The sequence below is a fragment of the Xenorhabdus sp. IM139775 genome, from assembly GCF_028598745.1.
In the GTDB taxonomy this organism is placed as follows: Bacteria; Pseudomonadota; Gammaproteobacteria; order Enterobacterales; family Enterobacteriaceae; genus Xenorhabdus.
Window position 1 is genome coordinate 21,741 of record NZ_JAQRFK010000045.1, and the last position, 7,281, is coordinate 29,021.

The 7,281-nt window shown below is 41.4% G+C and carries 7 protein-coding genes; 5 read left to right on the plus strand and 2 right to left on the minus strand.

The genetic code is table 11. The features are described 5' to 3' along the window. Window positions 1–473: 473 nt before the first annotated feature. Entirely contained in the window at window positions 474–977 is a 504-nt protein-coding gene (locus tag PSI17_RS10775; RefSeq protein ID WP_273551996.1) for a GNAT family N-acetyltransferase, read from the plus strand. Window positions 978–1,022: 45 nt separating this feature from the next. Here PSI17_RS10775 and rraB read toward each other — a convergent pair whose 3' ends face one another. Then, window positions 1,023–1,445, minus strand: coding sequence for a ribonuclease E inhibitor RraB (gene rraB / locus PSI17_RS10780; RefSeq protein WP_273552002.1), 423 nt, complete (start codon window positions 1,443–1,445; stop codon window positions 1,023–1,025). Window positions 1,446–1,678: 233 nt separating this feature from the next. Here rraB and argF point away from each other — a divergent pair, with 233 nt between their 5' ends. The 4 genes from argF (at window position 1,679) to PSI17_RS10800 (ending at window position 6,695) form a co-directional block, all read left to right on the plus strand. Next, complete coding sequence (argF, locus tag PSI17_RS10785; RefSeq protein ID WP_273551997.1) at window positions 1,679–2,692, plus strand: ornithine carbamoyltransferase; 1,014 nt, start codon at window positions 1,679–1,681, stop codon at window positions 2,690–2,692. Window positions 2,693–3,055: 363 nt separating this feature from the next. Next, window positions 3,056–4,201 carry a trans-sulfuration enzyme family protein gene (locus tag PSI17_RS10790; protein WP_273551998.1) on the plus strand — a complete coding sequence of 382 codons (1,146 nt, stop codon included), beginning with the start codon at window positions 3,056–3,058 and terminating at the stop codon, window positions 4,199–4,201. 43 nt (window positions 4,202–4,244) lie between these two features. Next, on the plus strand, window positions 4,245–5,669 hold the full coding sequence (locus tag PSI17_RS10795; protein ID WP_273551999.1) for a Na+/H+ antiporter NhaC family protein: 1,425 nt from the start codon (window positions 4,245–4,247) through the stop codon (window positions 5,667–5,669). A 21-nt stretch (window positions 5,670–5,690) separates the two neighbouring features. Then, the gene (locus tag PSI17_RS10800) at window positions 5,691–6,695 is read left to right on the plus strand and encodes a D-cysteine desulfhydrase (RefSeq protein ID WP_273552000.1); all 1,005 of its coding nucleotides are present in this window, start codon (window positions 5,691–5,693) and stop codon (window positions 6,693–6,695) included. Window positions 6,696–6,778: 83 nt separating this feature from the next. On the opposite strand, the gene PSI17_RS10805 is transcribed toward PSI17_RS10800, so the two are convergent. Further along, a partial coding sequence (locus PSI17_RS10805; RefSeq protein WP_443256023.1) for a LysE family translocator occupies window positions 6,779–7,281 on the minus strand: 503 nt, incomplete at its 5' end.

Below are 7,281 nucleotides of genomic sequence, written 5' to 3' on the forward strand. Positions count from 1 at the left end.
CTTTAACAAGACCAGATTGAGTGATCTTTATTCTAATTATGGTTGCGTAGCATACATTTCAAGCTCAAAAAACGTTCACGCTCTCGCCCTGATGATAATGCCCGTTGTTTTAAATGACGTTATTCATTGCTTACAAATCAAGGAATTCTCTTTTGCTTTGGAGAAACAAATCAACATTGGTGTCGCTGAATTAACATATTAAGTGCAATCGGTGAAAGCCACAGGGTCTATGTCATCCAATCATGGTGAAATTATTCATCTGATGGGTATGGTATTACCCTGCGCTCTTAGTGAGATGTCAGGGGAAGCATCGAATCAGGGGTATTAGTGTATATTCTTCCTTACTTTTCAACAGCATTATTCAGAAAAAATCGTTGTAAAATCAGGATAATAGTGATTAATTATTAGTTATACAAATATCTTCCATGCTGTATTATTTACGTCCCTATCAATAAAAATAGAAAGAGAAAATAATGACAGCAAAAACAACACATAATTACGTTATTCGCCCCATCACCCAACAAGACAATGCTGGTATTGCTGCTGTGATCCGTGAGGTATCAGCCGAGCATGGGTTAACCGCTGATAAAGGCTTTGCCGTCGCTGATCCAATTCTGGATACCCTGTACGAGGCTTACAACCAACCACGCAGCGCTTACTGGGTTGTTGAAATGGAGGGTGGCGTTGTTGGCGGCGGCGGTGTTGCTCCGCTGGCAGGAGGTGATGACGATATCTGTGAATTACAGAAAATGTACCTTTCATCAGTACTGCGGGGAAAAGGAATTGCCAGGCAAATCGTGAAGCAATCTCTTGCATTCGGGACAGAACAGGGGTTTAAACGCTGCTATCTGGAAACCACGGAAAATTTGAAAGCCGCCATTGCCCTGTATGAAAAGCTGGGCTTTAGTTATCTTAATCAGCCACTGGGTAATACAGGCCACGACGACTGTGAAGTCAGGATGATCAAAGAACTATAAAATCAAGCCCCACAGTTCAAGTGGGGCATTTGGCTTCAAAAGCCCTTAATGCAATTTGGGTTCATCTTCCTCAGGGGGAAAGAGGTCACCTTCATCTTCATCATCAGGGGCATTGGGATCTTCAAAGTATGTCCCCCAACCGTCGTAATTGACACCGATCTTTTCAGCCAGATCCATAAGCTGATCAACCTGTACGTCGATCAATTCAGCCTCCAGACGGCTTTCACTGATCACATCACAACACATCAGAACAGCCCCCTCTTCTGTTTCCAGCTCTTCCGCATCCGTGACTTCATAACCTAATCTGAAAGCTTCAAGGGCAGCCTTTTCCAGTTGATCAAAGTCTTCCGCCGAAAAATGGTGTTCAATAATATAAAGCGCCTCAGGATCGCTACCATCTTCCAATAATTCTTCGATGATCAAACGAGTTTCTTCACGCTGTTCTTCTAAAGCATGTGGGTCTGCCATGCCAATCCCCTCCGTCAGTTGGCTTGTCTTGTTTTGCATTCTCCCATCTTTTCTGGGCAAAGGATATATCTATCCCGTTTTGTTCAAAGAGAAATGCAAGCCATAAACGACTGATCTATAAACCGTCTTAATACCTTGGCGCGGATAAGTGTTGAACACGAGGCTTGTAATTGAATTTTTTATCGATATATAGTGAATATAAATTCAATATTGCCTGATGGAGATAATCCATAATGAACCCATTTTTCAAGCGCTCGCTCCTAAGATTACTTGATATCACTCCCACAGAAATTAATGCTCTTTTAACTTTGGCTTACACATTAAAAGCGAATAAAAAATCAGGTTCGGAATCCCCCTTACTCGCAGGGAAAAACATTGCCCTGATCTTTGAAAAAGATTCCACCCGTACACGCTGTGCCTTTGAAGTCGCCGCCCATGATCAAGGTGCCAATGTGACCTATCTGGGTACAAATGGCAGCCAGATCGGGCACAAAGAATCCATCAAAGATACCGCGCGGGTACTCGGGCGTTTGTATGATGGCATCCAATACCGTGGGCACGGTCAGAAAATTGTCGAAACGCTCGCGCAATACGCCGGCGTGCCGGTTTGGAATGGACTGACGAATGAATTCCATCCAACCCAACTTTTGGCTGATTTACTGACGATGCAGGAACACAGCCCAAAACCGCTGTCTGAAATTACCTTTGCCTATTTGGGCGATGCCCGCAATAACATGGGTAATACCATGCTGGAAGCCGCCGCATTGACGGGCATGGATCTCCGTTTAGTCGCGCCAGAAGCCTATTGGCCAGACGAAAATTTGGTTGCAGAGTGCCAAAAACAGGCAGAGAAAACTGGCGGTCAGATCACGCTGACAGAAAACATTGCGCAAGGTGTAAAAGGGGCCGATTTTCTCTATACCGATGTTTGGGTATCCATGGGAGAACCCAAGTCGGTCTGGCAAGAACGCATTGCCTTGCTGAAGCCTTATCAAGTCAATATGGATGTGATTAAACTGACTGAAAACCCAGCCGTGAAATTTCTTCACTGCCTGCCTGCTTTTCACGATGAAGAGACAACGCTCGGTAAGCAACTGGCGGAGGAATTCAATCTTTATGGTGGGTTGGAAGTGACAAATGATGTGTTTGAATCCGAATACAGTCTCGTGTTTGATCAGGCCGAAAACCGCATGCACACCATTAAGGCGCTGATGGTCGCGACGCTGGTAGAAAATCTCACATTGTAATTGTTGCTTCATATTGTGCCCGTTCATACCACAAAAACGAAAATCCCAATATACCCAACTCACCTGAGTCCTGTATCTTGAACTGAGTTGGGCATATCTCCACTAACTTCCGGTTAACAGCCAGAAATAACGCTGTCACTATGCACAAATTTTCAATATATTGATAATCATCACATTAAATCAAATCCATTTAACCGTTTGATTGATATAATAAATTATCTATTTTGGAAATATTTTTCTCTTAATTAAACAAAGTGAGTTGTTTTTTGGAAAATTTTTTCTATCTCCCTATGTCATATTCTTTTGCCACAGGGAAACATTTTCCTAAAACACATTGATAATCCATTTATAGGGCAGCAAAAAATGATAAAAAACATAGCGACAACATTAATCCACGGTGGAAAACAGCAAGACAAAGAAAACCATGCTATTTTTCCCCCCATTACAACCGCCAGTACTTTTGTGCAAAAAGGGTTATCTGAACAGGGTGAATACTGTTATTCCCGTTGCAGTAACCCAACACGCCATGCCTATGAAACATTACTGGCCGAAATAGAAGGGGGAACTTACGCAACAGCAACCGCATCGGGTGTCGCAGCCGCGGCTTTAGTCTTAAACTTGTTACCCAAAGAATCCCATATTATTGCAATGAAAGGCGTTTATGGCGGCACATTTCGTTTATTTGAACGCGTTGCCATTGAAAATAATGGTCATCAGTTTGATTATGTCGATTTAAATAATCTGACTGAAGTTGAGGCTAAAGTAAAAGAGAATACCCGTTTAATCTGGATAGAAAGTCCGACTAATCCATTATTAGAGTTAGTTGATATCAAACGTATTTGTGCATTCGCGAAAAGTAACAATATATTAACTTGTGTTGATAATACATTTGCCACCGCCTGGAACCAAAAACCGCTCGAATTAGGTGCCGATATTGTCATGTTATCTACCAGTAAATATATTGGTGGCCATTCGGATCTTATTGGCGGTGCGGTTATTACACACCGAACTGATTTAGCCAATCGGTTAGATTTCTTAAAAACGACTATCGGTGCCATTGCATCCCCTTTTGATGCTTATTTAGCGCTACGTGGATTAAAAACTTTGGCACTACGCATGTCAGCACAATGCGCTAATGCCCTTGAAATCGCCAATTTCCTGCAATCTCATCCCAAAATTGAACAAGTTTATTATCCCGGTTTACCCACTCACCCCCACTATTCCATTTGTCGGGCACAAATGCGCGCAGGTGGTGCCGTTGTCACGATCAAATTAAATGGTGATCTGGAAGACACCAAGAAATTCTTAAGCAAATTACACTATTTTGTTTTGGCAGAATCTCTCGGTGGGGTAGAAAGTATGGTTAACCATTCTGCAACGATGTCACATGGCTCAATGACAAAAGAAGAGCGTGAAGAGATTGGTATTTATGATACTGTATTACGTTTATCAGTAGGAATTGAAGATATTCGCGATTTATTAGCTGACCTTCAACAAGCATTAGAATAAATTTGATCAATATAAAAAATAACAAAAATAAGGTAAGTAAAAAATGAATGATTACGGCATTTGGACCATCATCACCCCTGTGGTTACCATTATTTTAGCGATATTTACACGCCAGGTTATTTTATCATTACTACTCGGTATATTAGTGGGTTTTACGGTTATTCATGACCATAATATTATTTTAGGCATACAAGGAACGATTGAAGGTATTATTGATACCTTTGCCTCCTCCGGCAATACCAAGACCATTATTTTTATGTTAATGATTGGGGGGATCATGCGGCTTGTGGTGGTGACAGGCGGCGTGCGATCCTTAGTCCGTTTACTCACGGATAAGACGCAACTGATTAAAAATAAAAAAACCGTTCAGTTTTTGGCAATGATGATTACCTCATTAATTTTTATTGAAAGCTCCATTAATCAGTTAATCGCGGGTGCATCCACGAAGAAATTAGCGAAGAATTATGGTATTCCACCAGAAAAAATGGCTTACATTATTCAGACATCCTGTGTTTCTGTGTGTTCTTCTGCCATGATTAATGGTTGGGGAGCCGCAATGATGGGTATCATCGGCGTGCAGATTGCCAAAGGATTAATCAGCGGTGAGCCGTTTGATATTCTGGCTGGCTCTATGATTTATAATATTATGGCCTGGCTATCGCTGGCCTCTGTTTTATTCTATATTTTTTCTAATGTATCCTGGGGGCCAATGAGAACCGCTGAGATGCAGGCTTTACATGAACATTTAAATAATGATACTGAAAACCAGCATAGTGAAGATAATGATGATATTATTGAACACCCCAACAGTCATACTTCATTAAATTTCTTTCTTCCTATTTTATCGACAGTATTGATGCTCCCCATTGCTCTTTATATCACAGGTGATGGTAATTTTAGTAAAGGCAGCGGTTCAACCTCTATCTATTGGAGTGTTATATTTGGAACTACAGTCTCTTTTTTCTGGTTCTTAATACGCCGTATTTTAACCATCGAAACCTTTTTTAAAGAGCTTTATATTGGTTATGCCAGCATGATGAAAATAAGCTCTGTCATGGTATTGGCATTTTTAATGGGTAACGTTTCCGCTGATTTAAATACCGGCGCTTATATTGCTCACATGACTTCTGATATTATTCCGGCAGGTTTTTCTATTGGTTTTATTTTCCTGATAAGTTCCGTCATGTCATTAGCAACAGGAACCTCATGGGGCACATTCGCCATTATGATCCCTATTGGTGTACAGCTCGGTATTTCCGTGGGTATGCCGGCTGAATATATGATTGGTGCCGCCATTGCGGGGTCGATTTTTGGTGATATGACATCGCCAATTTCCAGCGATGCTATCGTTGCCTCCATGGCAACCGATTGTGACCATATTGAACATATTCGCACGCAAATGCCATATGCGTTAGTGACGGCAAGTTTTGCCCTCGCCATCTATTTTTATTTAGGTTTTACTTATTAATTTAAATCCGCTGAGGATAATATGTTTTTAAAAGAAAATTTAGCAAAATTTGCTCGTCTTGATTTACTAAAAACGGCAACCATGATGGATAAACTGGAAAATTTATCTCACTATTTAGGGCGTGATATTTATATTAAGAGAGATGATTTAACGCCTTTGGCAATGGGTGGAAATAAATTACGTAAATTAGAATATCTTATTGCTGACGCATTACAAAAAAGGGCAAAAGTGATTGTGACTGCCGGCGCCATTCAATCAAATCATGTACGGCAAACCGCAGCGATTGCGGCGAAGTATGGTCTAAAATGCGTCGCTTTATTAGAAAACCCAATCCAAAACCAAGATAATAATTTTCTGAATAATGGCAATAAGCTCCTGACGGAATTATTCAACGCACAATGTGTCATGTGTGATGAGTTGACTGATCCCAATGTGCAAATGGCGGAATTGATTGTTCAACTCAATCTCGAAGATGCCTATATTGTTCCCGTCGGTGGTTCCAATGCCCTTGGCTCATTGGGTTATGTGCGTTGCGCATTAGAGATTGCCGAACAGCGCCCAAAAGAGGTAGAGTTTGCAGCCGTTATTGTCGCCTCTGGCAGTGCAGGAACACATGCGGGATTGGCTATCGGATTACACGCCACACTCCCGCAGACACCGGTTATTGGTGTTACCGTCTCGCGAGTTACCGCAGAACAGGCGCCAAAAGTGAGTCAATTGCAGCAAGAAATCAGCTCGCTCTTAGGTCAAACAACCTGCCCAGATGTCCTTTTATGGGATAACTATTTTGCACCAATGTATGGCATGCCAAATAAACAAGGGGCTGATGCCATTAGACTATTGGCACAAAAAGAGAGCATTTTATTAGATCCCGTTTATACCGGAAAGGCCATGGCGGGATTAATTGATAATGTGCTGAATAACACCCTTGATAGCCAGAAGCCATTGCTCTTTGTTCATACCGGCGGAGCGCCTGCGTTGTTTTCTTATTCTGGAATCGATGCATATGCCGATTTCAAGAGTTGAAAATTGCCTTTAATCCAACAAACCCGCTTTACAAAAAAACAGCTACCTTTTTAGCTGTTTTTTTCTGGTTTAGTCACGCAACTTCATCGCCGGTTACTCATCACCAATTTAAATGCAAAAAGCAAAAACAATCCGCCTGTTGCACGATTCATCCACTTAATGACATTTTCACGACGTAATATGTGAGAAAGAGGACGTGTGGCATAAATCAGTGACAATGACCACAATGTACCCAGCAAAACATGGATGGTAACTAAGTTGAATGTCCATAAAATGGGTGAATGCCCCTGTGGAATAAACTGCGGCAGGAACGAAACATAAAACACGCCCATTTTCGGATTCAATACATTGCCCAACATTCCTTTGATAAACCAATTCTGGCCTTTAACAGAAGAAGAAGCTTCTCCTCCAAGATCCTTTTTGGGGTGCCAGATCATTTGAATGCCCAACCAGCATAAATACAGTGCGCCACACCATTTTAATAATTCGATAAAAACAAGAGCCTTGCATATGCTACCCATTAATAGAAATGTTATTTTGTCAAAAAAACAGTCTAAATGTGATGATTGGAACTTATTCTTCAATA

Excerpts from the sequence above, each read along its gene's own strand:
- PSI17_RS10775 (WP_273551996.1), top strand. The coding sequence starts at position 474 with ATGACAGCAAAAACAACACATAATTACGTTATTCGCCCCATCACCCAA.
- rraB (WP_273552002.1), bottom strand. The coding sequence starts at position 1,445 with ATGGCAGACCCACATGCTTTAGAAGAACAGCGTGAAGAAACTCGTTTG.
- argF (WP_273551997.1), top strand. The coding sequence starts at position 1,679 with ATGAACCCATTTTTCAAGCGCTCGCTCCTAAGATTACTTGATATCACT.
- PSI17_RS10790 (WP_273551998.1), top strand. The coding sequence starts at position 3,056 with ATGATAAAAAACATAGCGACAACATTAATCCACGGTGGAAAACAGCAA.
- PSI17_RS10795 (WP_273551999.1), top strand. The coding sequence starts at position 4,245 with ATGAATGATTACGGCATTTGGACCATCATCACCCCTGTGGTTACCATT.
- PSI17_RS10800 (WP_273552000.1), top strand. The coding sequence starts at position 5,691 with ATGTTTTTAAAAGAAAATTTAGCAAAATTTGCTCGTCTTGATTTACTA.